The 20490-nt window shown below is 58.7% G+C and carries 23 protein-coding genes; 19 read left to right on the forward strand and 4 right to left on the reverse strand.

Annotated features, from left to right (window positions below; all coding sequences use genetic code 11):
• Positions 1 to 657 precede the first annotated feature (657 nt).
• The 8 genes from DW645_RS08935 to DW645_RS08970 all read left to right on the forward strand — a co-directional run bounded on the left by DW645_RS08935 (position 658) and on the right by DW645_RS08970 (position 8218).
• Positions 658 to 1650 carry an ABC transporter substrate-binding protein gene (locus tag DW645_RS08935; protein WP_158548962.1) on the forward strand — a complete coding sequence of 331 codons (993 nt, stop codon included), beginning with the start codon at positions 658 to 660 and terminating at the stop codon, positions 1648 to 1650.
• A 317-nt stretch (positions 1651 to 1967) separates the two neighbouring features.
• Complete coding sequence (hpf, locus tag DW645_RS08940) at positions 1968 to 2552, forward strand: ribosome hibernation-promoting factor, HPF/YfiA family (RefSeq protein WP_035137685.1); 585 nt, start codon at positions 1968 to 1970, stop codon at positions 2550 to 2552.
• Positions 2553 to 2631: 79 nt separating this feature from the next.
• Complete coding sequence (locus DW645_RS08945; RefSeq protein WP_118227283.1) at positions 2632 to 3585, forward strand: DegV family protein; 954 nt, start codon at positions 2632 to 2634, stop codon at positions 3583 to 3585.
• Positions 3586 to 3683: 98 nt separating this feature from the next.
• Complete coding sequence (locus DW645_RS08950) at positions 3684 to 4763, forward strand: NAD(P)-dependent oxidoreductase (RefSeq protein ID WP_118227284.1); 1080 nt, start codon at positions 3684 to 3686, stop codon at positions 4761 to 4763.
• 5 nt (positions 4764 to 4768) lie between these two features.
• A complete protein-coding gene (locus DW645_RS08955; RefSeq protein WP_117716283.1) occupies positions 4769 to 5197 on the forward strand; it encodes a hypothetical protein in 429 nt (142 codons plus the stop codon).
• A gap of 15 nt (positions 5198 to 5212) precedes the next feature.
• A complete protein-coding gene (locus tag DW645_RS08960; protein ID WP_118227285.1) occupies positions 5213 to 5911 on the forward strand; it encodes a HEAT repeat domain-containing protein in 699 nt (232 codons plus the stop codon).
• Between the two features lie 6 nt (positions 5912 to 5917).
• A complete protein-coding gene (locus DW645_RS08965) occupies positions 5918 to 7003 on the forward strand; it encodes an isocitrate/isopropylmalate dehydrogenase family protein (protein WP_117840118.1) in 1086 nt (361 codons plus the stop codon).
• 126 nt (positions 7004 to 7129) lie between these two features.
• Positions 7130 to 8218, forward strand: coding sequence for a hypothetical protein (locus DW645_RS08970; RefSeq protein WP_118227286.1), 1089 nt, complete (start codon positions 7130 to 7132; stop codon positions 8216 to 8218).
• Between the two features lie 113 nt (positions 8219 to 8331).
• Here DW645_RS08970 and DW645_RS08975 read toward each other — a convergent pair whose 3' ends face one another.
• Together DW645_RS08975 and DW645_RS08980 are read right to left on the reverse strand one after the other, a co-directional pair.
• Entirely contained in the window at positions 8332 to 8568 is a 237-nt protein-coding gene (locus DW645_RS08975; RefSeq protein ID WP_117564746.1) for a helix-turn-helix transcriptional regulator, read from the reverse strand.
• Between the two features lie 9 nt (positions 8569 to 8577).
• Entirely contained in the window at positions 8578 to 9216 is a 639-nt protein-coding gene (locus DW645_RS08980) for a DUF2975 domain-containing protein (protein WP_118227287.1), read from the reverse strand.
• A 702-nt stretch (positions 9217 to 9918) separates the two neighbouring features.
• On the opposite strand from DW645_RS08980, the gene DW645_RS08985 reads away from it, so the two are divergent.
• The 8 genes from DW645_RS08985 (at position 9919) to nagA (ending at position 16611) form a co-directional block, all read left to right on the forward strand.
• Complete coding sequence (locus DW645_RS08985; RefSeq protein WP_117757656.1) at positions 9919 to 10362, forward strand: PTS fructose transporter subunit IIA; 444 nt, start codon at positions 9919 to 9921, stop codon at positions 10360 to 10362.
• Positions 10362 to 10643 carry a preprotein translocase subunit YajC gene (yajC, locus tag DW645_RS08990; protein ID WP_117583566.1) on the forward strand — a complete coding sequence of 94 codons (282 nt, stop codon included), beginning with the start codon at positions 10362 to 10364 and terminating at the stop codon, positions 10641 to 10643. The genes DW645_RS08985 and yajC overlap by 1 nt, the downstream gene beginning before the upstream one ends.
• A gap of 36 nt (positions 10644 to 10679) precedes the next feature.
• Complete coding sequence (gene agaV, locus DW645_RS08995; protein ID WP_089572404.1) at positions 10680 to 11162, forward strand: PTS N-acetylgalactosamine transporter subunit IIB; 483 nt, start codon at positions 10680 to 10682, stop codon at positions 11160 to 11162.
• A 90-nt stretch (positions 11163 to 11252) separates the two neighbouring features.
• Entirely contained in the window at positions 11253 to 12053 is an 801-nt protein-coding gene (locus DW645_RS09000) for a PTS sugar transporter subunit IIC (protein WP_117583564.1), read from the forward strand.
• Positions 12043 to 13125 (forward strand): PTS system mannose/fructose/sorbose family transporter subunit IID, encoded by a 1083-nt coding sequence (locus DW645_RS09005; protein ID WP_118227288.1) that lies wholly within the window; start codon positions 12043 to 12045, stop codon positions 13123 to 13125. Before DW645_RS09000 ends, DW645_RS09005 begins: the two co-directional genes overlap by 11 nt.
• Positions 13126 to 13309: 184 nt before the next feature.
• Positions 13310 to 14041: a GntR family transcriptional regulator gene (locus tag DW645_RS09010; RefSeq protein ID WP_117635805.1), complete on the forward strand. Its 732-nt coding sequence runs from the start codon at positions 13310 to 13312 to the stop codon at positions 14039 to 14041.
• Between the two features lie 114 nt (positions 14042 to 14155).
• Positions 14156 to 15322, forward strand: a complete 1167-nt coding sequence (locus DW645_RS09015) for an SIS domain-containing protein (protein WP_117797507.1) — start codon at positions 14156 to 14158, stop codon at positions 15320 to 15322.
• Positions 15323 to 15441: 119 nt separating this feature from the next.
• Positions 15442 to 16611: an N-acetylglucosamine-6-phosphate deacetylase gene (nagA, locus tag DW645_RS09020; RefSeq protein ID WP_118227289.1), complete on the forward strand. Its 1170-nt coding sequence runs from the start codon at positions 15442 to 15444 to the stop codon at positions 16609 to 16611.
• A gap of 75 nt (positions 16612 to 16686) precedes the next feature.
• On the opposite strand, the gene DW645_RS09025 is transcribed toward nagA, so the two are convergent.
• Positions 16687 to 17271, reverse strand: a complete 585-nt coding sequence (locus DW645_RS09025; protein ID WP_089572399.1) for a hypothetical protein — start codon at positions 17269 to 17271, stop codon at positions 16687 to 16689.
• 157 nt (positions 17272 to 17428) lie between these two features.
• Between DW645_RS09025 and DW645_RS09030 the strand changes: the two genes are divergently transcribed.
• From DW645_RS09030 to DW645_RS09045, 3 genes are all read left to right on the forward strand, one after another.
• Positions 17429 to 18310, forward strand: coding sequence for an aldose 1-epimerase family protein (locus tag DW645_RS09030; protein WP_118227290.1), 882 nt, complete (start codon positions 17429 to 17431; stop codon positions 18308 to 18310).
• 59 nt (positions 18311 to 18369) lie between these two features.
• The gene (locus DW645_RS09035; RefSeq protein ID WP_117654926.1) at positions 18370 to 19305 is read left to right on the forward strand and encodes a hexose kinase; all 936 of its coding nucleotides are present in this window, start codon (positions 18370 to 18372) and stop codon (positions 19303 to 19305) included.
• A gap of 197 nt (positions 19306 to 19502) precedes the next feature.
• Entirely contained in the window at positions 19503 to 19976 is a 474-nt protein-coding gene (locus DW645_RS09045; protein ID WP_118227291.1) for a YhcH/YjgK/YiaL family protein, read from the forward strand.
• Between the two features lie 133 nt (positions 19977 to 20109).
• Here the strand turns inward: DW645_RS09045 and DW645_RS09050 are convergent.
• Positions 20110 to 20490, reverse strand: a 381-nt coding sequence (locus DW645_RS09050; RefSeq protein WP_233540758.1) for a hypothetical protein, incomplete at its 5' end; no start/stop codon positions are given.

A 20490-nucleotide genomic window follows, 5' to 3' on the forward strand; every position in this document is an offset into this window, starting at 1 on the left:
GGGCCGTGTTCCGCTATGCGGTTGTCAATTTGCGAAAGAAATTATGCGTCACCAACTAAGCATCAGGTTGGCGACACTGAGCGCAAAATCTGTCCGAGAGGCCAAAATTGCCTGTTACTAAATTGGTGACAGTACTCATATTTGCCATTTTTTGGCCACAGCACCCTAGGAAGGGTGCCCCGGAGCTCCCCATAGGGGAGCTCCGGGCTTCACAGGGGCACGAATAGCCCACTCCGACCTGCGAAATCTGTACTCGCGATGCGAATGACGCCCCTAACCTTAAACTTTAGCTTGAACTTAGCTATAATGCGCTACGTTCCTACCAGGCTGTGGTTGCGGACGGACGAAATGCCCGTCCTAGTCCAAGACAGACGCGGTCAAAGGGATCCACGTAAGCGACCGCGTGCGCGCGGCGCGATCATGGCGCGTCCTAGATGTAAGCCGCACCGTCCGTTCTACTTTCTTTGGGGCAATACCGCCTCGCGGGCGAGCGGGCCAGTCGTGAAGGTGGCTGCGGCCTCCCGAGCAAACACCCCGGTGCGCAAGTGTGGGGTCAAATACCAGGTCAGCTGGTGGGAACAATCTGATATTCCGCGCAACGCACGGATCGTATACGACACAGAAGGCAGGGTAGTGGACATGGTGAGGGGCAGCTTGATGCACGCGGCTCGGTTAGGTGCTGGGACCGCAGCGGTCATCGCCGTTTTGGGCCTGAGCGGATGCGCGTTCAACCCGCTGTCTACGTTCACGACTCCCACGATCGACCAGATCGAGTACGAGACCGTCACGCCCACGGTGTCGGATGATGCCCTGGTCACCCCCGGTACCCTGACGGTCGCCCTCGATACTTCCGATGCGCCGCAGGCCATGCAGGGCACCGACGGCGAGCTCACGGGGTATGCGGTCGACGCCGCCCGCGCCCTCGCAAGCCGCATGGGCCTTAAGGTCGCCTTTGTCGATGCGTCCTCGGCAGGTTCCGCGCTCGGCGACAAAAAGGCTGATATCTTTATCGGCGAGATCAACTCCACGGACGGGGACGTTAGCTCGCTCGGCACCTGCCTGTACGATGCCGCTTCCGTGTTCGGTAGAACCAGCGATGGTGGGTCGCTAAACGTTTCCACCGATACCCTTAACACGTCTACTCTGGGTGTCCAGATGTCCTCGGCCTCGCAGGAGGCGCTTGCTAAGCAGAGCATCACCGCTAACCAAAAGACCTACCCCAACATCAACGAGTGCTTTGAGGCGCTCGAGTCCGGCGAGGTCGACTATGTGATCTGCGACTCCACGGCCGGCGGCTACCTTGCACGCCTGATGAGCGAGATCTCCTATGTCGGTGCGCTCGAGGCGCCCTCGACGCTTGGTGTTGCGGGCCTCTCGTCCAATGACGAACTGTGCCGTGCCGTGAGCGATGCCCTCGACGGCATCACGGTCGACGGTACGCTCGAGGCGGTCCACTCCGTCTGGTACGGCACGATGCCCTATGACCTCACCACCAAGACGGTCTCGGGCGCCGACGTGCAGCCGACCGACACCGGATCCAGCGAGTCCGCATCCTCCGATTCGAGCAGCGATGGTGCATCCTCCGAGGATAAATCGTCCAGCCAGGAGGGCACTATCACCGACGACGACATTAACAAGCTCAATAGCTAGTTATTGCTAGGGGTGGCGTCTCCTATGCGCTAGGAGGGACGCCTCTTCACGGTTTCAACACGCATCGCCGGGCTCTCCCAACAGGGGAGCCCGGCTTTTTCGTTTCCATAAAACCAGCAGGTCAAAGACATTTTTTAGGTGCAAAACCAAAGTCGCCGTCGCTCTTCCATAGCGCACTTTGCCACAGAAAAGTGCGAGACTTCGGTATGCGGTATCAAGCAATCGTTATTCGGGTCTTTGGGAATCCGCGTGATTAAATGCACGGCAATGGGTACATAGCCAGTACAGTAAGTCCCCGAGGCAGATTGGAGCCACGTATGGATATCAAGGTTTCTGGACGCAAGACGACGGTAACCGATGCTCTGCGTGCGCATGTGGATGAGAAGATCGGCGAGGCGCTCAAGGTTTTCGATATCGAGCCCATGACGGTCGACGTTGTACTTCGCTATGAGAAGAACCCCTCGAACCCCAACCCGGCAATCGTCGAGGTTACGGTTCGCGCCCGCGGTTCGGTGATTCGCGTTGCCGAGCACGGTGCAGATATGTACGCCGCCATCGACCTCTCCGCCGATAAGGTCACCCGCCAGCTGCGCAAGTTCAAGACCAAGGTCGTGGACAACCGCCAGGGTGGTGCCAGCGCAGCGGATGTTGCACCGGTCGAGCGTGTCGAGGATCTGGCCGACCTGCTGCTGCCCGAGGAGGAGGACGACCTGCTCGTCCGCGAGAAGGTTATCGACGTCACCCCGATGACTGAGGAGCAGGCGCTGGTGCAGACCGATCTGCTGGGCCACGACTTCTACGTGTTCGAGAACGCGACGACCGGTCTCATCAATGTGGTGTATCACCGTAAGAATGGTGGATATGGCATCATCAAGCCCCGCATCGAAACACTTGACGAGTAAAATACGTTAACTTGCATGAGTTAACGGTTGGCGGCCATCCCATGCGGGTGGCCGCCTTTTTACGTAAGGAGTCGCTTTGATGGACAAGGCCGCATCCGCCGGTCATTCGAACCGTTGCCGCATCGTCGTCGATACCTGCTGCGACTTTAGCCCCGAGGTCGCCGCGAACCTCGATGTCGATATCCTGGGTTTCCCTTTCATTATCGATGGCGAGGAGCGCACAGACGACATCTGGTCGAGCATGAGCCCTAAGGAGTTCTACGACCGCACGCGCGCCGGTGCCCGCGTGTCCACCTCGGCTGTGTCGCTCGGTCGCTATATCGAGTTTTTTACCGAGTGCGCCAAAGAGGGCACGCCCACGGTCTACCTGTGCTTTACCTCGGCGCTGTCGTCGAGCTACAACTCCGCGTGCCAGGCGGCAGATGTCGTGCGCGCCGAGTATCCCAACTTTGAGCTCTACGTGGTCGACAACGCTCTGCCCTGCGCGGCCGGTGCGCTCTTGGCGCTCGAGGCCGTGCGCCAGCGTTCGGCGGGACTGACCGCCAAGCAGCTGGTCGATTGGGCAAACGAGGCAAAGACCTACGTGCACGGCTACTTTACGCTCGAGAGCTTCGACGCACTGGCTGCCGGCGGCCGCATTCCGCCCGCGGCGGCGCAGCTCACGGCAAAGCTCGACGTCAAGCCCGAGCTCTCCTACGACCTGGCCGGCTCGCTGTCGCTGATCGGCGTCAACCGCGGCCGCAAGAAGGCGCTCAAGTCCATCCTCAAGTCGTTCCGCGAGAACTACGTGCCCGATCGCACCATGCCCATCGCCATCATGACGGCCGATGCCGAAAAGGATGGCGACTGGCTCGAAGCCGCCATCCGCAAGGAGGAGGGTTGCGCCGACGTCACGATCATTCGCGGCTCCGTGGGTCCCACCATCGGCTCGCACGTGGGCCCCGGCATGGTGGGCTGCGCGTTTTGGGGTAAGAACCGCGCCGACAAGGCGTCGCTTTCCGACCGTATCGCCCGCCGCGTGCGCGGTCAGTAGGCAAGCGCTGCGTCCGTAATCGCCCTCGACTCACAGCCCAAACGCTGGCACCGAGTATTCAACCTGGTAACAACACCCAACCCAAAAGGAAAGGTTTCATGGCAAACAAGCTCTCCGTCGCATTTATCGGCACCGGAATCATGGGTGCCCCCATCGCCGGCCACATTCTGGACGCCGGCTATCCCGTCACGGTCAACAACCGCACCAAGTCCAAGGCGGCGGCGCTTATCGAGCGCGGCGCCGTCTGGGCAGATACGCCGGCCGATGCCGCGGCGAACGCCGATGTCGTCTTTACCATGGTGGGCTATCCCTCCGAGGTCGAGGAACTCTACCTGGCGGGCGACGGCCTGCTCGCGTGCACTAAGCCCGGTGCGGTCTTGATCGACCTCACCACGAGCTCGCCCGAGCTTGCCCGTGACATTGCCGAGGCCGCCCAGGTTTCCGGCCGCATGGCGTTTGACTGCCCCGTCACCGGCGGCGAGTCGGGCGCTATCGCCGGTACGCTCACGGCTATCGTGGGCGCTACCGAGAACGACATCGCGCCGGTCCGCGACATCCTTGCCACCTTTGCGGCCAACATCTGCTGCTTCGACGGCGCCGGCAAGGGCCAGGCTGCCAAGCTCGCCAACCAGGTGTCGCTGGGCGCCTGCATGGTCGGCATGGCAGACGCCATGGCATTTGCCGAGCTGAGCGGCCTTGACCTGGAGAAGACCCGCCAGATGATCTTGGGCGGTACCGGCAAGTCCGGCGCCATGGAGAGCCTGGCGCCCAAGGCGCTCGACGGCGACTACAAGCCCGGTTTTATGGTCGAGCACTTCATTAAGGACCTGCGCCTGGCCCTTGCTTACGCCGACGACCGCGAGCTCGCGCTGCCCGGCGCCGACGTGGCCTTTACGCTCTACGACATGCTCGACGCTATCGGTGGCGCCAAGCTGGGCACCCAGGCCATCACGGTCCTCTACAAGGAGGAGGCCGACGCCATCGCCGCCGGTCTGGACTGGTCGCAGTATCGCCCCGAGGAGCACGGTGCCCACGAGGACGGCTGCGGTTGCGGCGAGCACGGCGACGAGCATGAGTGCGGTTGCGGCCACCATCACGGCGAGGACCACGAGTGCTGCGGCGGCCACGGTCATGACGACGGCCACGAGTGCTGCTGTGGCCACCATCACGGGGAGTAGCGCCCATGAGCTGGACGTTCGTGGTGCTTGCGCTGGCGCTCTTTCTCTTTGCGATCTACATCGGCTTTCTGTGCGGCCAGTGGGCGTGCGAAAAGCGCGTCATCACCAAGCGCGACTACTGGATTGCCAACTTTGCGGGAGCGGCGGCAGTCGTCCTACTGACCTGGGTGTTTTCGCTGTTCCCGCTGGTGCAGTTTGCGCCGATCGGTTGGCTCGGCGGCTTTATCGCCGGCCTTAAGATGAGCTTTGGCGAGTCCGTCGGCCCGTGGCGCAAGCACGACGAGGTCTTTAACGTCAACAAGGCTCACCGCGCCGCCGCCGACGCGGGCGATGCCGAGGAACGCCGCCGCGCACGTCGCAATGGCGCGGCCGACCGACAGCTCATCTCGGTCACCGATGACAGCAAGGGTGCTGGCAAGCACGCTAAGAAATAGTAAGAAGAGGTAACTATGGCAGAAAATAAAGACGAACAGCTCACCGACGAGGAGCTGGCACAGCTCCAGCTGGCAGAGGAGAACGAGAACGCCGTCGATCGCCTGGTCCAGGAGCTCGGCTGCCCCACGCGCCGCATCCGCCAGTTTGCCGCCCGCGTGCTGCACCTGCTTGCCGAGCGCGAACCGCAGCGCGTCGAGCCCTGCGTGCCCGCGTTGATCGAGGCACTCAACCGCCCCGAGGCGCAGACCCGCTGGGAGGCCCTTGATGCCCTGACGGCGCTCGCTACCACCTGCCCCGAGCAGCTGGGCGATGCCTTTGAGGGCGCCGAGACTGCACTGTTCGACGAGATCTCCTCCACGCTGCGCTATGCCGCCTTCCGCCTGCTGTGCGTGTGGGGTGCCACGGGCGTCGAGCGTTCGCGCGAGGCTTGGCCCATCCTGGACGAGGCCATCCAGTGCTACCACGGCGACCTTGAGTATCGCGACATGCTCGGTTGCCTGTACGAGTTTTGCCAGGGCGAGATTGACGCCGAGGTTGCCGAGAAGCTTGCGCTGCGCCTTAAGTTCGATGCCGAGAACGGTAAGGGCAGCTATCTCAAGGCCCGTTCGAGCGAGATTTGCGAAATGCTTGTTAAACGTTTTGGCCTGGATCTCTCCAAAAAGAAGAAGCGTGCTAGCGTTAAAAAATCTGACGACGCCGAAGACGAGGAGTAACAGATTATGGCGCACGATGTAGTCCTGATTCCCGGTGACGGTATCGGTCCCGAGATTACGCAGGCCATGCGCCGCGTGGTCGAGGCCACCGGTGTCCAGATCAACTGGAACGTCCAGGAGGCCGGTGCCGGCGTCATGGACGAGTTTGGCACGCCGCTGCCCCAGCACGTTCTCGATGCGGTCGCCGAGACCAAGGTTGCCATCAAGGGCCCCATTACCACGCCGGTTGGCACGGGTTTCCGCAGCGTCAACGTGGCCCTGCGCAAGCATTTCGACCTGTACGCCTGCGTGCGCCCCTGTCTGTCGCAGCCGGGTGACGGCTCGCGTTTCCGCGATGTCGACCTGGTCATCGTGCGCGAGAACACCGAGGACCTCTACGCCGGCATCGAGTTCGATGAGGGCGCTGCCGAGGTCGAGGAGCTCTCGCAGCTCGTCGAGCGTTCGGGCCAAAAGACCTTCGCCGCCGATTCCGCGATCTCGATCAAGCCGATCTCCATCGCCAAGAGCCGCCGCATTGTGGAGTATGCCTTTGAGTATGCCCGCCGCTGCGGCCGCAAAAAGGTGACGGCCGTGCACAAGGCCAACATCATGAAGGCGACTGACGGCCTGTTCCTGCGCGTTGCGCGCGAGGTGGCCGCCAACTATCCCGATATCGAGTTCAACGACAAGATCGTCGACGCCACCTGCATGGGCCTGGTCCAGAACCCCAATGACTTCGATGTCCTGGTGCTGCCCAACCTGTACGGCGACATCGTGAGTGACCTGTGCGCCGGCCTGGTGGGCGGTCTGGGCATGGCCCCCGGCTCCAACATCGGTGCCGACTGCGCAATCTTTGAGGCTACGCACGGCTCCGCGCCCGATATCGCCGGTCAGGATATCGCCAACCCCACGGCCGAGATCCTCTCTGCTGCGATGATGCTTGATCACCTGGGCGAGAACGATGCGGCCAATCGTATCCGTGCTGCCGTATCTGCCACGCTCGACGAGGGCGAGCAGGTTACCGGTGACGTGCGTCGTGCCCAGACCGGCTCCGTTGAGGGCGCTGTGGGCACGCAGACCTTTGCCGATGCCGTTATCGCGCACCTGGCCTAAGACATGCACGCTGCAAACGCCTAAATAGTACTTAAGTGTTTGCGTATAACCTAAGAATCAATACGCCCGGCGCTCCGTCGGGCGTATTCTATTGAGGACTATGTTTCCTAACAAGGAGTAACTGATATGGGTCTGATTCAAAAGAAGGACGAGAAGGACGAGATCGACGGCATCCAGATCATCGAGCGCGGCGAAGGCCCCGACGGTGATGAGGACGAGAAGATCGACCTGGTCGCCGGTACGTCTGCCGAACATATTGCCGCCGGCACGACCGCCGAGGAGGAGGACGCTCGCCTGGAGGCAAAGATCGCCGCGGACGCCGCCGACGAGAACCTCATGCCCGAGGAGCAGGATGAGGACGAAACTGACGCCGACGCGGACGACCATGCATCCAAGCACAAGAAGACGATGATTGCCGCCTTTGTGGTCGCTGTCGTGATCGCTGCTGTGGTCGGCTTTTTTATCGGCAACGGCGGCTTTGGCGGCAAGGGCGTCGGCTCGGCGATCCTCACCGAGGACCAGCTCGATTCGACCGTGGCAAGCTATAGTTATCACGGCAAGAAGAGCGACATCACCGCGCGCGAGGCCATCGAGAGCCAGTACAGCCTCGATACCGTCAAGGATAGCGATGGCAACTACACCGCTCCTTCTGCCGATGTCATCCTGTCCTACGTGCGCAACAAGATTCTGCTCGATGCTGCCGAGGACGAGGGCATTACCGTCTCTTCTAAGGAGATGAAGAAGTACGCCGAGGATTCCATCGGCACCTCCGACTACAAGACCATGGCAAAACAGTACGGCGTGTCCAAGGATCAGGCCAAGCAGATCGTCCGTCAGTCCGCAACGCTGCAGAAGCTCTACAAGGAGAAGGTGGGCGATGGCTCCGCAAGCATGCCGACTGCTCCGACTGAGCCTGCTGACGGCAACGAGGAGACCGCGAGCAAGGATTACGCCGACTACATCATCAACCTTGCCGGTGACGAGTGGGATAGCTCGAAGGGAACCTGGAAGGACGAGAACAGCACCTACGCTAAGGCCTTCGCCGACGATGCCTTTACCGCCGATAGTGCCACCTACAAGCAGGCCATGACCGCCTATTACACCGCCTACCAGCAGTACTCCTCGCAGGCTTCGAGCGCCAGCTCCAAGTGGACCGAGTACGCTAACGGCCTGTACGCCAAGGCCAACATCAGCATCTACGGCCTGTTCGCGTAAGGTTTGCCTGAGCTTATCGATCGCGTAGCCGAACTATCTGAATAAGCCCGCTAGAACGATATCCGTTCTAGCGGGCTATTTGCGTTTGGGCGCTGGTGGCTACATTATGCCTATTAATCTTTAAGTCCAAAGAGGTTATCGGCTTCATCGTCAGGCATATATTCCAGCACATCGCCCGGTTGGCAGTCGAGTGCCCGGCATATCGCGTCAAGAGTTGAAAAGCGCACGGCAGAAACCTTGCCCGTCTTGATGCGCGACATATTGACCTGGGAGATACCCACGCGTTCCGCAAGCTCTTTGGATGAAATCTTGCGTTCGGCAAGCATGCGGTCGAGCCGCAGAATAATCATGGATTCCCCCTAGAGCAACTCGTCATCTTGTTTTTGCAGGATACACCCGTACTGGAAGACGCTGGCAATCAGGCTAATAATCAGGCCTGCAAAGACCATAGAGAGGTCGAGGTGCTGGCCGCCAAGCGCATCCGTAAAGTTGCCGCCAAATCCTGAGAGTATCAGCCCCGTGACTATGGCACCAAGAAGCTTCACAGCAACGCCGCCAATAAGGAACAAATGTCCTACTTGACGTAGTATGCGGATGCATTCGAGGTCAAAGGGCCTGCCCGCCTTTTCAATGGCGGAGAAAAACCTGTATGCGCTTAGCACGATGGCAAACGCAAGGCATGTCATCATGGCGCTCCCTATGGCAGTATGACCGTCGTGCGCGACAAGCATAAGAGGGGTGTGTTCATCGGCGCCGACGAGAGCGAGAATTGGCCCTTCGCCAGCCTCAAGCTCTACGGATTGGAGACAGAACCCTTGGGAGAGGCTAGGCAATATGAGTAGATCGTAGATTGCAATGACTGCGAGGAGTCCCAGAGCGAGCGCCACGGCGGTGCAGATTGTGGCCCATTTGCAGTAGCGAGTGAGCTTCCTCAGATTGGCTATTGCCTGTTCACGGTTGATGGCTTCATTCGATTTGGATACGTTCCAGCGGATCATAGCTCCTCCAACCAATGTCTTGGATGATACTTGTATCTTATATCATATTTAATGATAACCGATAAACAATTACAGATTAGAGTAAGTAATATATGAGAGACGAATTGCGAGAGCTTATGGCACATTCAGGGAGTGGGAGTTTGGCGCGCGGGGGATGGACGAGTATCGAAATATCCTGCAACCGCGCAAGTGCTTCATCGGGTCTCCCTAATTCATATGGGAAAACGGCTGCAAACGATTGCAAATAACCGGTGAACGGTCAAAAACTACCGTTCACCGATAATTTCTAAACTGGTTCTAACTGGTATTAAGTCAAAAAGACCAATTCACAAATCTTCACAATGACCTGCATTTTTTCTACACGCCATTTTTAGCCACCCTGCGTTGTTTAGACACAAAAAAAGTTCCGATCTTTCGTCAAATCATTTCGAAACGGTTTCAAAACCGCAGGTAGAAGTGTTAATGAGCGGTAAACGGTCGATTTTTCACCGTGAACGGTGCAAAAACGTTTTACTGTATGAATCAACGAAAGCAACCTCTTCTGTGGTGATATAGTGACAACAACACGTCACGTGGTTACTACCAGTTGAGAAACCACTGGTCTTTAAAGAACGCTTTCCAAGAAGCTTTAAGGGCACTCGCCCGCTGGCTTCCGAACATCATCGGACTCAGATCGTACACACCTTCGGAAGGGAAATTTGAATGGTTGGCTTTATTCTTACCGGTCATGGACAGTTCGCACCCGGCATCGCAAGCGCTATCGCTATGGTCGCTGGCGATCAACCCGCTTTTACCGTCGTTCCTTTTGAGGGCGACCAGGCTGCTTCCTACGGTGAGGATCTCCGCGCCGCTATTACCGCCATGCGCGAGGAGTGCGATGGCGTGCTCGTCTTTACCGACCTGCTTGGCGGTACCCCGTTCAACCAGGCAATGATGATTGCCCAGGATGTCGACAACGTCGAGATTCTGACTGGAACTAACCTTCCCATGGTTATTGAGCTTCTGTTCCTCCGCGGCAACGCCACGCTCGCCGAGCTTGGCGAGCAGGCCGTGACCGTTGGCCAGACGGGCATCACCGCCCAGACGGTCGCCTCCGTCGCTGGTGCCGAGGATGAGGATATCTTCGGCGACGAGGACGGCATCTAATGGCCGATTTCGGAGCCAGTGTTCTGAGTTCCTCGGTCGCTCTTTTGGGCCTGCTTGTCATCATGGGCTTGATTTACACCATCTGGTCGCAAATCAACATGAAGAAGAAGCAGAAGTACTTCAAAGAGCTGCACACCGAGCTCAAGCCGGGTCAGGAGGTTCTTTTCGCCGGCGGTATCTACGGAACCGTCAAGGGCATCGAAGGCGAGAAGGTCCAGATTAAAGTCCGATCCGGTGCCGTCGTAGATGTTTCGCGTTACGCGATTCAGGAGATTAAGTAACTGTCGTCAGCAATCAACGAAAGGAAGCTGATCAACATGGCAGAACCCAACATTCTTCTTACCCGCATCGATAACCGACTGGTTCATGGTCAGGTCGCGACCCAGTGGAACTCCACCCTGGGCTCCAACCTCATCCTCGTCGCCAACGACGACGTGTCGACCAACACCATGCGTCAGAACCTCATGAAGATGGCCGCTCCCGCCGGCGTCGCTACGCGTTTCTTCTCCCTGCAGAAGACCATCGACGTCATTGGCAAGGCGAGCCCGCGCCAGAAGATCTTCATCGTGGCCGAAACACCGGAAGACGTGCTTACGCTCGTCAAGGGCGGTGTGCCTATAAAGAAGGTAAACATCGGCAACATGCACATGTCGGAAGGAAAGCGCCAAGTCGCCACCTCCGTCGCAGTTAACGACGAGGATGTCGCTGCGTTTAAAGAGCTGCAGGAATTGGGGGTGGAGTTGGAGATCAGGCGCGTTCCGAGCACGCCTGTTGAGGATACGAGCAAGCTCTTCTCGTAATCCTCGTGATCCACGTTGTCAGGAGTGAAACCCTGACATTCTGTACGTGATATCCAAAGTGCGTACATACATTTTGAAAGGAGGAGCAAGATGGAATTCTCGATCATTCAGGTCGCACTGGTCTTCGTTGTTACGTTCATCGCGGCAATCGACCAGTTCAACTTCCTCGAGTCTCTCTATCAGCCCATCGTCACCGGCGCCGTCATCGGTCTTATCCTTGGCGACCTCAACACCGGTCTTCTCGTGGGTGGTACTTATCAGCTCATGACGATCGGCAACATGCCGATCGGAGGCGCTCAGCCGCCTAACGCCGTCATCGGCGGCATCATGGCAGCCATTCTCGCTATCGCTACGAAGCTCGAGCCCAACGCGGCAGTCGGCCTCGCCATTCCGTTCGCTCTGCTTGGCCAGCTTGGTGTTACCCTGGTCTTCACGCTTATGTCCCCGCTTATGTCCTCGGCCGATAACATGGCTCACAACGCGGACACCAAGGGCATCGAGCGCCTGAACTACTTCGCCATGACCCTGCTCGGCCTGATCTTCGCTGTCGTCGTCACCCTGTTCTTCATCGCTGGCGCCACCATCGGTCAGACCATCGCTTCCGCCATCCCGACTTGGCTGCAGACCGGTCTGTCCGCTGCAGGCGGCATGATGCGCTTCGTCGGCTTCGCCGTCCTGCTCAAGGTTATGATGAACCGCGATATGTGGGGCTTCTTCCTCATGGGCTTTGGCCTCGCGCTCATCACCGTTGCCAACGATTCTCTGGCAACCCCTGCCCTGCTCATCCTCGCTCTCATCGGCTTCGGCATTGCTTTCTGGGACTTCCAGCAGCAGACCGAGCTGAAGGGTGCAGCTGTTTCTGACGGAGGTGACTTCGAAGATGGCATCTAATGAGTATGTGATCCCGGAGCACTACGAGGATCTCACTCCTGCTCCGCAGCTCGACCAGAAGACCCTCAACAAGATGGCTTGGCGCTCCTGCTTCCTGCAGGCATCGTTCAACTACGAGCGCATGCAGGCCGCTGGCTGGCTTTACTCCATCATCCCCGGTCTGGAGAAGATCCACACCAACAAGAACGACCTCGCGGCTTCCATGAGCCACAACCTGGAGTTCTTCAACACTCACCCGTTCCTCGTCACCTTTGTTATGGGTATCGTGCTTTCGCTCGAGCAGAACAAGGTTGACATCCCCACGATCCGCGCCGTCCGCGTCGCCGCAATGGGCCCGCTCGGTGGTATCGGTGACGCCCTGTTCTGGCTGACGCTCGTGCCTATCACGGCCGGCATCACCTCCAACATGGCCATCAACGGCAACGCCGCTGCGCCGATCATCTTCCTGGTGATCTTCAACGTCGTCCAGTTCGCTCTGCGCTTCTGGCTCATGAACTGGTCCTACAAGCTTGGCACCAGCGCTATTGACGCTCTGACTGCCAACATGCAGGCCTTCACGCGTGCCGCTTCCATTATGGGCGTCTTCGTCGTCGGTTGCCTGGTCGTCACCATGGGTGGCACCCAGATCAACCTCCAGATCCCCAACGGCACCACCCGTGGCCTCTCCGCTACTACCGTGATCGTCTCCGAGAAGGAGGCCGAGAACTTCACCGGTATGGAGGGCATCGATACCGAGACCGCTGAGGCCGGTACCATCGCCATGACCGATGAGGACGGCAACGCCCTCACCGCTTCCGATGCCGACGGCAACGCTGTCGAGTGCGGCGTCACCGATCTGGGCAACGGCATGGCGTCCGTTACCTACGGCACCGTCACCGAGGATCCGGTCAACTTCTCTGTTGCCGACACCCTCAACACCATCGTCCCGAAGCTTGTCCCGCTTATGCTTACGCTGCTGCTTTACTACATGTTCGCTAAGCACAGCTGGACCCCGACCAAGGGCATTCTGCTGCTCTTCGTTCTGGGCATTCTGGGCGCTGGCCCGCTTGGTCTCTGGCCGAGCATCTGGTAAGGCTCTAGCTTGAGGGGTGTGTCCCTACGCGGCTCACACCCCGACCCCTTAAGCCATGTGTATGTTAAAAGCCGCGTGCTCGAAAGAGCGCGCGGCTTTTGTTTTCTTAATGATTCGGGTGTTGCAGACCGATAATGCTTAACACCCAAGGTAGTAGCCTAGTTTGAGCAAAAGGGAGGATAGGATGGCGATCGGAGCGCGTAAGCAACCGCTGTACGATCAGCTGGTCGATATTCTGACCGAAAAGATTGACCATGAATATCGCGCCGGTGACATGATTCCTTCCGAGCGCGAACTTTCGGAGCGCTATGGTCTCTCGCGCACTACGGTACGCCTAGCTCTGCAGGAACTGGAGCGTTTAGGACTGGTGGTTCGGCAGCACGGTCGCGGTACCTTTGTGACCGACCGTTCGGCAAAGGCAACCAATCTTATGCAGTCCTACAGCTTTACCGAGCAGATGCGCGCGATGGGTCGCGACCCCGAGACCACGATTCTCGATTTTTGCGAGATGGAGGCCGATAAGAATCTGGCCGAGCATATGGGATTACGTATCGGTGATCGCATTTTTAAGCTCAAGCGCCTTCGTTCTGCCGACAACATGCCCATGATGGTCGAACGTAGCTATCTACCGGTTCGTCAATTTCTGTCCCTAAAGCGACCGCTGCTGGAGCGTAAGCCGCTTTACGATGTGATTGAGCAAGACTTTAAGCAAAAAATACGCGTGGCCGAAGAGGAGTTCTATGCGAGCATAGCCCGTCCCACCGATGCCCACCTTTTGGAAATCGTCGAGGGCTCGCCTGTGCTCGATTTGGTTAGGACTACGTATAACGAGTCAAACGAGGTTGTGGAGTATACGCTCTCGGTTGCTCGTGCCGATCAGTTTAAATACAAGGTTTACCACCAGCGTAGCGATTAGTGTCTGCACCGTTTCCATATGATGATTCTTTGTATTTAACTGGTTACTACCAGATAACCAACCGAAGTGTATAATTGCACGTCAGAGGATTACTTCTAGAGAGAGGTATTAGAAATGTTCGAGAAGAGTGTCGAGGAGCTCACCGAGCTCGGCGCCCAGATCACCACGGCCGAGATTGCTCAGCAGCCCGAGCTTTGGCGTGATACGCTCAACATCTATCGCGAGAACAAGGAGGCCATCGAGGCCTTCCTGGCCGAGGCTCGCGCTATGGGCGAGGGCCGTCTGTCCGTTGTCTTCACCGGTGCCGGTACGTCCGACTACGTTGGCGATACCTGCGCCCCGTACCTGCGTCACGCTGGCAACACTGATCTCTACGACTTTAAGCCCATCGCCACGACCGACATCGTGAGCGCTCCGCGCGACTTCCTGCGCGCCGAGGATCCCACGCTCGTGGTTTCCTTTGCCCGCTCTGGCAACAGCCCCGAGAGCCTTGCCGCCGTTGCCGTCGCCAAGGAGCTCGTCCACAACGTCAAGTTCCTCAACATTACCTGCGCTCCCGAGGGCAAGCTTGCCGTCGAGTCCGCCGATGACCCCAATGCGCTGACGCTGCTCATCCCGCGCGCCAACGACAAGGGCTTCGCCATGACCGGTTCCTACACCTGCATGACCCTGCTCTCTACCCTCATCTTTGACGAGGCTTCCGACGAGCAGAAGGCCGAGTGGGTCGAGACCATCGCCAAGATGGGCGAGGAGGTCATCGCTCGCGAGTCCGAGGTCGCCGATTACCTCGCTGGCGACTTCAACCGCGTGACCTACCTGGGCTCCGGCTCCTTTGGCGGCCTTGCTCAGGAGAGCCAGCTTAAGATTCTCGAGCTTGCTCACGGTCTGGTCGCTACTTCCTACGACACTTCCATGGGCTATCGTCACGGACCTAAGTCCTTCGTCGACGACAAGACCCTCGTGTTCGTGTTCGTCAACAACGACGCCTACACCCGTCAGTACGACATCGACATCCTCAACGAGATCGGTGGCGACGAGATCGCTCAGCACACCGTTGCCGTTCAGCAGGATGGCGCTACCGTCTACGAGGGCGAGTCCTTCACCTTTAAGGGCTACGAGGCGCTTCCCGAGGGCTACCTTGCCCTGCCGTTCGTGATGTTTGCTCAGGCTATCAGCCTGCTCAACTCCGTGCGCGTGGGCAACACGCCCGACACGCCGAGCCCCACCGGTACGGTCAACCGCGTGGTTAAGGGCGTGACGATTCACCCCTTCACCGCTTAATCGCGTCCCCCCTGTAAGGGCGCCCGTCCGCTCATAACGGCGGGCGGGCGCTTTTTGTTTTCACTTGGACCGGGTATAAGCATCACCACAGTCAACTGCTTTAGAAGCAAGGAGTGCATATGAGCACGTACGCAATTAAGGCTGACAAGTTCTTCTTGCCGGCAGGTCCGCAGCTGGGCGGCTATCTTATGGTCGAGGATGGCGTCTTTGGCGCCTGGCAGGCCGACGAGCCCTCTTGCGAGATCAAGGACTACACGGGATCGTGGATCGCACCGGGTATGGTCGATACCCACATCCATGGCTTCTACAACCACTCAACTACCGATAACGACCCCGAGGGTATCGATATCAGCTCGACTGAGCTCGCCCGTCGCGGTACCACCAGCTGGCTACCCACGACGTTCACCGATGGCGTCGAGCGGATCAAGGACGCCTGCGCCGCCATCGCTCAGGCGGACGAGGGTCGCGGCCCCGACTTCTGCGGTGCTCGCATTCAGGGCATCTACCTGGAGGGCCCCTTCTTTACCATGAAGCACGTGGGCGCGCAGAACCCCGCTTATCTTATCGATCCCTCCGAGGAGGTCTTTGATCAGTGGCAGGAGGCTGCGGGCGGTCGCATCGTTAAGAGCGCCATGGCGGCCGAGCGCGACGGTGCCGCTGCTTATGCGGCTGCTCTGAACGCCAAGGGTGTGGTGACCAGCATCGGTCACTCCGACGCCACCTACGATGAGTGCATCGCCGCCATCAACGCCGGTGCCAGCTGCTTTACGCATACCTATAACGGCCAGCGCGGGCTGCATCACCGTGAGCCCGGTGTCGTGGGTGCTGCTATGTCCACGTCCGAGACCTACGCCGAGATCATCTGTGACGGCAAGCACGTAAACCCTGCCGCCATCAAGGCGCTGCTGCAGGCCAAGGGCTGGCAGCATACGGTACTCATCACCGACTGCCTGGGCTGCGGCGGCATGCCCGAGGGCAGCTACACCAGCGGCGGCATGGACGTCATCATGAAGGACAACCTGTGCTGGCTCGCAGATGGCAAGAGCATTGCCGGTTCGGTGCTCACGCTTGCCCAGGGCGTCAAGAACATCGTCGACTGGGGCATCGCCAGCGCCGATATCGCCATTCGCATGGCAACCGAGGTGCCGGCACGCTCCGCGCACATCGAGGATAAGTGCGGCAGCATCATGCCGGGTCGCGACGCCGACTTTGTCGTGTTCGACCATGAGCTCACCCTCGTCGAGACGTATGTTGGCGGCCAGAGCGTCGGCAACGCCTTTACCGAGTAACGAAAGAAAAAGACGGCGGGCCCGAATCTGCTCGGACCCGCCGTACGGGTTAAACGCTCAAAAGCACCTTTACAGTTACAGCTTGCTAGCGATTTTCTTTGCCGTACGCTTAACGCCGGCCACCAGGCCTCCTGCAGGATGCTCCTTCTCGTATGCTAGGCGCTTCTCGCGCTTGGCGTACTCTTCGACGATGATGTCTCCATACTCGTCTTCGATCTTGTCGAAGAAGTCGACGGCACCCTTAATTTCCTCAGCGGTCGGGTGCCCCTTTTGGACACCGCCGGTGAGTTTGAACGGCCCCCACGTATCAAAGCCGGGGCAGCCGTAGACACCCATAAAGATGGCCTGCCTCATGCGGCAGATGCCATCGATATCCTTGCCGTACCACTTGTTTTTGCCACCGTAGGTCATAAGGCCAAACACCTTGTCCTGCGGCTGCAACACGTTAGTGAGCACGCGTGCCATGTCCTTGTCGATCTCGGAGTAATAGATGCCCGTGGCGACACCAATCAGATGGTATTCGTGCAGGTTGGGATACTCGTTTTTGCCGAGCGTTTTCACGTCGAGGGTATCGATTTCGGGGTGCGCCTCGACGATGGCGTCCACGAGCTTTTTCGTATTGCCGTGGTGGCGTGAGGCATAAAGAATGATGGTTCGCATAAGAAGGCCTTTCAGCTGTAATTGCATCAATGTCTGTATGGTACCCCGTTACATGACCGGGATACCGGACGCATCGATGAGCGTGCGGGTTTGTTCTATGGTTAGGATTGAAACGGGCGCTTGCGTTAAATAAAGCAGTTGTTCGAAAGGATGGGTAATGGAATACGCTCTTTCCAACGATTCGATTTCTATTAAGGTTTCCACTGCCGGCGGCTCGTTTACCTCGATTGAGGCCGACGGTCGCGAGTATTTGTGGCAGGGCGACCCCGCAGTATGGTCCGGTCAGGCGCCGGTCTGCTTCCCGATTTGCGGAGGTCTGCGCGACGGCAGCGCCATGACGTTCGCTGGGCATCATGTGAAGCTCGCCCGCCACGGGTTTGCGCGTAAGCAGGAGTGGAAACTGCTGAGCCAAAGCACGAACGAGCTGGCTGTGTGTCTGGCTTCGGAGGATAACGCCGCGCTGCTGAGCGATTATCCGTATCCGTTTAGGCTCGTCGCCCGCTATACGCTCGAGGACGCCGCCGTGCGTGTCTCCTATGAGGTTACCAACGAGGGCACCGAGGACATGCCGTTCTTTATCGGTGGGCATCCCGGCTTTAGGTGCCCGCTCGATGAGGGCGAGGCCTATACGGACTACGAGTTGCGCTTTGAGAAAGAAGAGGCTGCAGAGCTTTGCACCGCTGTCCCTTCGACTGGCTTGATTGACGTGGACAAGCGCTCCAAGAACCCCATGGTGGGAAAGACGCTGCCTCTATCGCACGAGCTCTTCGATTTTGCGGAGACCATCTTTGACGTGCTCGAGAGCCGCCAGGTCACGCTTTCCAAAAAGGGCGAGGACAAGGGCGTTCGCCTGAGCTTTGAGGGCTTCCCATATCTCATTGTGTGGAGCAAGCCCGAGGGTGATTTTGTGGCAGTTGAGCCTTGGGGCGGCCTTTCGACCTGCTCCGATGAGGACGACGTGCTTGAGCATAAGCGTGGCTGCCTTGTCGCCAAGCCCAAGGAGACCATCGTTCGCTCGTTCACGATTGAGATTCTGTAATTCCGTTTTGTCGACTCGTATCGCGAGGCACAAGGAGCCTGCGAGATAAGGAGCTAAAAATGATCCTCACCGTTACGATGAACCCGTCCGTCGATACACGCTATCAGCTCGATGAGCTCATTATCGACGACGTTAACCGTGTGACGCCCGAAAAGACCGCCGGCGGCAAGGGTCTCAACGTGGCCCGTGTACTGGGTCAGCTGGGCGACGACGTCGTGGCAACCGGTCTGCTCGGCGGCCACATGGGCGCTTACATGGCTGAGCTCATGGACGCCAACGGTATTAACAACGACTTTGTGCCCATCAAGGGCGAGACCCGCATCTGCCTCAATATCCTTCATGCCGGCAACCAGACCGAGCTGCTCGAGAGCGGCCCGACAATTGCCCCCGAGGAGCTCGATGCCTTTACCGCCAAGTTTACCGAGCTTGCGAGCAAGGCCGACGTCGTCACCATCTCGGGTTCGCTGCCCCGCGGTGTCGAGGCAGACTACTATGCCAAGATCACGGGCATTGCCGAGAACGCCGGTGCCAAGGTGTTGCTCGATACCTCGGGTGCTTCGCTCGAGGCCGCCCTTAAGTCCGAAATTAAGCCCGAGCTGGTCAAGCCTAACCTGACCGAGATCAACGGCCTTTTGGGTACGAGCTTTACCACCGACGATGTGGACGAGCTCCGCGCCGCGCTCGCCTCTGATGCCCGCTTCTCCGATATCCCCTGGGTCGTCGTGTCCATGGGCGCTGCCGGCTCCGTTGGCTTCCACAATGGCCGTGCGTTCCGCGCAAAGACGCCCGATATCCCTGCCGTTAACGCTACGGGCTCTGGTGACTCCACTATCGCTGGCTTCGCGCATGCCATTGCTGCTGGCGCGGACGACGAGACGGTGCTGCGTACCGCCAACACCTGCGGCAAGCTCAATGCCATGGATCCCATGACCGGCCATCTGGTCATGGACCGTTGGGACGAGGTCTACAACGGCGTTGTCGTGACCGAGCTGTAAAAGCCTGGGCGTCGGCCCCGGCATTGCTTGCTAGCTCATGTCGACGACAAGTGCGGTAGCATTATGCTGGGGCGCGACGCCGAGTTTGTCGTGTTCAATCCCGACCTTACCCTGGTCGAGGCGTATGTGGGTGGCAACAGCGTCGGTAACGCGTTTGCCGAGTAGCCGCCAAAGAAGCGATCCGAGAGGGGATTTAGATGATTTACGGTGCATTGGGCGATATCGAGGAGTACCGCGGAATGCTCAAGGGCCTCGACGTGCTGATCGACTGGCTCGAGGAGAACGACCCGGCAGAGCTCGAGGTCGGCAGCCATCCGATTCTGGGCGACAAGGTCTATGCGAACGTCATGGCTCCCACGACGCGTCCCGAGGCCGAGGCTCACTATGAGACGCATCAGCGCTATCACGACCTGCAGATCGATGTCGAGGGTCGCGAGGCCTTTAAGGTCGCCACGGGCAGCCTGACGCTGGTTCAGGAGTTTGACGAGAAGGACGACTACGATCTGGTCGATTCCGACGCTTCGATCGCCAGCGATCTTGCCGACGACAAGTTTGCGCTGTTCGTTGCCGGCGAGCCTCACATGCCCACGCTCGAGTTCCCGGGCGATGGCGCACAACCGATCAAGAAGATTTGCTTTAAGCTGCTTGCAGATGCTTACTGGGAGGAGTAGCGCGCTGCTCGACTGAGCTGCTCGTCTGATGGCGTGATTCCCCTAGGGAAATCACGCTAGGACCCCGCCAAACGTGTTTTCCCTAAGGGGATCACGCTTGGCGGGGTTTTCGGTTTTTGAATAGGGGAGATGTTTATTTGCGAAGAACATCGGCTAGCCGCAGGATTGAAATCATCGACCGATAAGTGAGTTCCACCTTTTCGCCCGCAAGCAGTCGTTTCGATTGAATCTCATCCAGCCCCACAAGCCGAGAGAACAATGTACTGCTCATCGTGCCCTCGTCAATTGATTCCCTTATGGTCTTCAAAACGTCCGTATCATGAAGCGATGCCGAGCTGTAGGGGGCAACACGAGCGGAACTCTCAATTAACGACGAGACAAAAGGATGGAGATGCTTTGGACATAGTCCATCAAACACCACATCCCCATTGTCGTTCGAGCCGACCAGGCGCCAAGTATAATGATCGACCCAGTCATCTCCGTCATATATGGCGTCCATGAGCAACTTCCCGTC

The organism is Collinsella sp. AM23-17, from assembly GCF_003470945.1.
Classification (GTDB): domain Bacteria; phylum Actinomycetota; class Coriobacteriia; order Coriobacteriales; family Coriobacteriaceae; genus Collinsella; species Collinsella aerofaciens_O.

What these genes read in the sequence shown, in the direction of transcription:
- DW645_RS08935 (WP_158548962.1), top strand. Translation starts at nt 658, where the DNA reads ATGCACGCGGCTCGGTTAGGTGCTGGGACCGCAGCGGTCATCGCCGTT.
- hpf (WP_035137685.1), top strand. Translation starts at nt 1,968, where the DNA reads ATGGATATCAAGGTTTCTGGACGCAAGACGACGGTAACCGATGCTCTG.
- DW645_RS08945 (WP_118227283.1), top strand. Translation starts at nt 2,632, where the DNA reads ATGGACAAGGCCGCATCCGCCGGTCATTCGAACCGTTGCCGCATCGTC.
- DW645_RS08950 (WP_118227284.1), top strand. Translation starts at nt 3,684, where the DNA reads ATGGCAAACAAGCTCTCCGTCGCATTTATCGGCACCGGAATCATGGGT.
- DW645_RS08955 (WP_117716283.1), top strand. Translation starts at nt 4,769, where the DNA reads ATGAGCTGGACGTTCGTGGTGCTTGCGCTGGCGCTCTTTCTCTTTGCG.
- DW645_RS08960 (WP_118227285.1), top strand. Translation starts at nt 5,213, where the DNA reads ATGGCAGAAAATAAAGACGAACAGCTCACCGACGAGGAGCTGGCACAG.
- DW645_RS08965 (WP_117840118.1), top strand. Translation starts at nt 5,918, where the DNA reads ATGGCGCACGATGTAGTCCTGATTCCCGGTGACGGTATCGGTCCCGAG.
- DW645_RS08970 (WP_118227286.1), top strand. Translation starts at nt 7,130, where the DNA reads ATGGGTCTGATTCAAAAGAAGGACGAGAAGGACGAGATCGACGGCATC.
- DW645_RS08975 (WP_117564746.1), bottom strand. Translation starts at nt 8,568, where the DNA reads ATGATTATTCTGCGGCTCGACCGCATGCTTGCCGAACGCAAGATTTCA.
- DW645_RS08980 (WP_118227287.1), bottom strand. Translation starts at nt 9,216, where the DNA reads ATGATCCGCTGGAACGTATCCAAATCGAATGAAGCCATCAACCGTGAA.
- DW645_RS08985 (WP_117757656.1), top strand. Translation starts at nt 9,919, where the DNA reads ATGGTTGGCTTTATTCTTACCGGTCATGGACAGTTCGCACCCGGCATC.
- yajC (WP_117583566.1), top strand. Translation starts at nt 10,362, where the DNA reads ATGGCCGATTTCGGAGCCAGTGTTCTGAGTTCCTCGGTCGCTCTTTTG.
- agaV (WP_089572404.1), top strand. Translation starts at nt 10,680, where the DNA reads ATGGCAGAACCCAACATTCTTCTTACCCGCATCGATAACCGACTGGTT.
- DW645_RS09000 (WP_117583564.1), top strand. Translation starts at nt 11,253, where the DNA reads ATGGAATTCTCGATCATTCAGGTCGCACTGGTCTTCGTTGTTACGTTC.
- DW645_RS09005 (WP_118227288.1), top strand. Translation starts at nt 12,043, where the DNA reads ATGGCATCTAATGAGTATGTGATCCCGGAGCACTACGAGGATCTCACT.
- DW645_RS09010 (WP_117635805.1), top strand. Translation starts at nt 13,310, where the DNA reads ATGGCGATCGGAGCGCGTAAGCAACCGCTGTACGATCAGCTGGTCGAT.
- DW645_RS09015 (WP_117797507.1), top strand. Translation starts at nt 14,156, where the DNA reads ATGTTCGAGAAGAGTGTCGAGGAGCTCACCGAGCTCGGCGCCCAGATC.
- nagA (WP_118227289.1), top strand. Translation starts at nt 15,442, where the DNA reads ATGAGCACGTACGCAATTAAGGCTGACAAGTTCTTCTTGCCGGCAGGT.
- DW645_RS09025 (WP_089572399.1), bottom strand. Translation starts at nt 17,271, where the DNA reads ATGCGAACCATCATTCTTTATGCCTCACGCCACCACGGCAATACGAAA.
- DW645_RS09030 (WP_118227290.1), top strand. Translation starts at nt 17,429, where the DNA reads ATGGAATACGCTCTTTCCAACGATTCGATTTCTATTAAGGTTTCCACT.
- DW645_RS09035 (WP_117654926.1), top strand. Translation starts at nt 18,370, where the DNA reads ATGATCCTCACCGTTACGATGAACCCGTCCGTCGATACACGCTATCAG.
- DW645_RS09045 (WP_118227291.1), top strand. Translation starts at nt 19,503, where the DNA reads ATGATTTACGGTGCATTGGGCGATATCGAGGAGTACCGCGGAATGCTC.